This window comes from Leptolyngbya sp. FACHB-36 (assembly GCF_014695955.1).
In the GTDB taxonomy this organism is placed as follows: Bacteria; Cyanobacteriota; Cyanobacteriia; order Leptolyngbyales; family Leptolyngbyaceae; genus FACHB-36.
In genome coordinates this window covers 1-1,935 of the sequence record NZ_JACJPG010000575.1, presented here as the reverse complement: position 1 = coordinate 1,935, position 1,935 = coordinate 1, and the positions used below count along the sequence as shown (strand labels likewise).

The following is a 1,935-nucleotide window of genomic DNA, read 5'->3' as shown; positions in this document are numbered from 1 at the left end:
ATTTGCAGAGACTGTTCAGCCTCCTTCGTCCACTCGGTGTGGAACACGCCTTCTTTATCAGTTCGGAGATAGGTGTGTGCACCGAAGTAGTCGCGCTGCGCCTGCGTCAAGTTCTGTGGCAGGCGATCGCGGCGGTAGCTGTCGAAGTAATCCAGCGAAGCGCTAAATGCAGGAACCGGAATGCCCAATAGAGCCGCCTGCGAAATGACTTCTCGCCAAGCGCTTTGACGATCCAGAATGGTCTGCCTAAACTCCGGAGCCAGCAGCAGATTCGCTAGCGTGGGATTTTCGTCAAAAGCGTTCTTAATCTTATTTAAGAAGCGCGCCCGAATGATACAGCCACCCTTCCAAATTCGAGCACACTCGCCCAAATCTAAATTAAAGTTATACGTCTTAGATGCCATGCTCAACAGCGCCATGCCTTGCGCATAAGAGCACATCTTCGAGCAGTAGAGGGCATCCCGCACTTTGGTGATGAACGCTTTGGGGTCCCCACTGAAGGTTGCGGAAGGACCCTCCAAAAGCTTAGACGCGGCTACCCGCTCATCCTTGTAGGACGAGATAATGCGAGCATTCACCGCCGCAATAATTGTAGGAATCGGCACGCCCAGTTCCAGCGCGTCCGTCACCGTCCAGCGTCCAGTACCTTTTTGTCCAGCAGCATCTAGGATTAGCTCTACTAGAGGCGTTCCGGTGTCCGGGTCCATCTGCTTGAACACATCCGCCGTAATCTCGATTAGGTAGGAGTCGAGTTCGTCAGTGGTGTTCCATTCAGCAAAGACTTCGTGCAGTTGATTGTGGTCTAAGCCAAGTACACTCTTGAGGATGTCGTACGCTTCAGCAATTAGCTGCATGTCGCCGTACTCAATGCCGTTATGCACCATTTTGACGTAGTGACCTGCACCGCCAGGACCGATGTAGGTCACGCAGGGTCCGTCGTCAACTTGCGCTGCAATCTTCGTTAGAATCGGCTCCAGAAATTCGTATGCCTGTTGGGTACCTCCAGGCATCAGGCTTGGACCGTTCAGCGCACCTTCTTCGCCGCCGCTGACGCCCATTCCAATGAAGGTAAATTTCTCAGACTCCAGCTCTTGGGCACGTCGCGCTGTATCCGTGAATAGCGAGTTTCCGCCATCGATCAGAATATCGCCTTCATCAAGCAGCGGCTTGAGCTGCGCAATCACGGCATCAACGGGTGCACCCGCTTTCACCATGATCAAAATTTTGCGGGGACGATCGAGCGAGGCAACAAACTCCTCTAGGGAGTAGGCTGCTTTCACATTTTTGCCTTGTGCCCGATGCTTCATAAACGCATCGGTTTTATCTGAGGTTCGGTTGTAAACGGCGATCGGGAACCCATTACGCTCGACATTTAGCGCTAGGTTTTCCCCCATTACCGCAAGACCGATCACGCCAAAGCTTTGTGCCATATGACTCTCTGCTAACTCTGCAAAATGCTGGGGCTGTGGATTCTTTCTCAGCGTAGCCCGACCACGTCAAGGTTAGCCTGGAAGATAACATTAAGAGTCCGTCTCAGGGAGAAAAGTTTTCGACATTTTGTGCTTGGTTTCTAGCGTCAAACTCAGTCTGGGTCCAGGGGATTGAGCTACAACCAACTGACGACCAACCACGAACCACTGCTTCACCTTTCCCCTCGCGGAGTAGAGTAGAGGTAGTCGTTCGATCGAGGTTGGAGCGGCAGTTATGCTGGCATATCTTCTCGCGTTGGTTGTAGCTCTGGGCAGTTTCGCGCTTTACATGGCTGCTTTCTTCTTCCCAGAAGTGCACCGCAAAAATGATTTTATCTGGAGCGGCGTTGGGCTGTTCTATGCACTAGTGCTGTGGGTTTGTGGAGAGCGCATCACGGGTGGCGTACTGCTAGGGCAGACGGCAAGCGTCGCGCTATTGGGTTGGTTAGGTTGGCAAACGCTGACA

At 52.7% G+C, this 1,935-nt stretch carries 2 protein-coding genes; one reads left to right on the top strand and one right to left on the bottom strand.

Annotated elements, in window-relative coordinates; genetic code table 11:
• Positions 1 to 1,430 (bottom strand): NADP-dependent phosphogluconate dehydrogenase (gene gndA / locus H6F43_RS16560; RefSeq protein ID WP_190343823.1); only part of this gene is annotated, 1,430 nt, incomplete at its 3' end.
• Between the two features lie 274 nt (positions 1,431 to 1,704).
• Between gndA and H6F43_RS16555 the strand changes: the two genes are divergently transcribed.
• The coding region (locus H6F43_RS16555; RefSeq protein WP_190343822.1) for a Ycf66 family protein at positions 1,705 to 1,935 on the top strand (231 nt) is incomplete at its 3' end.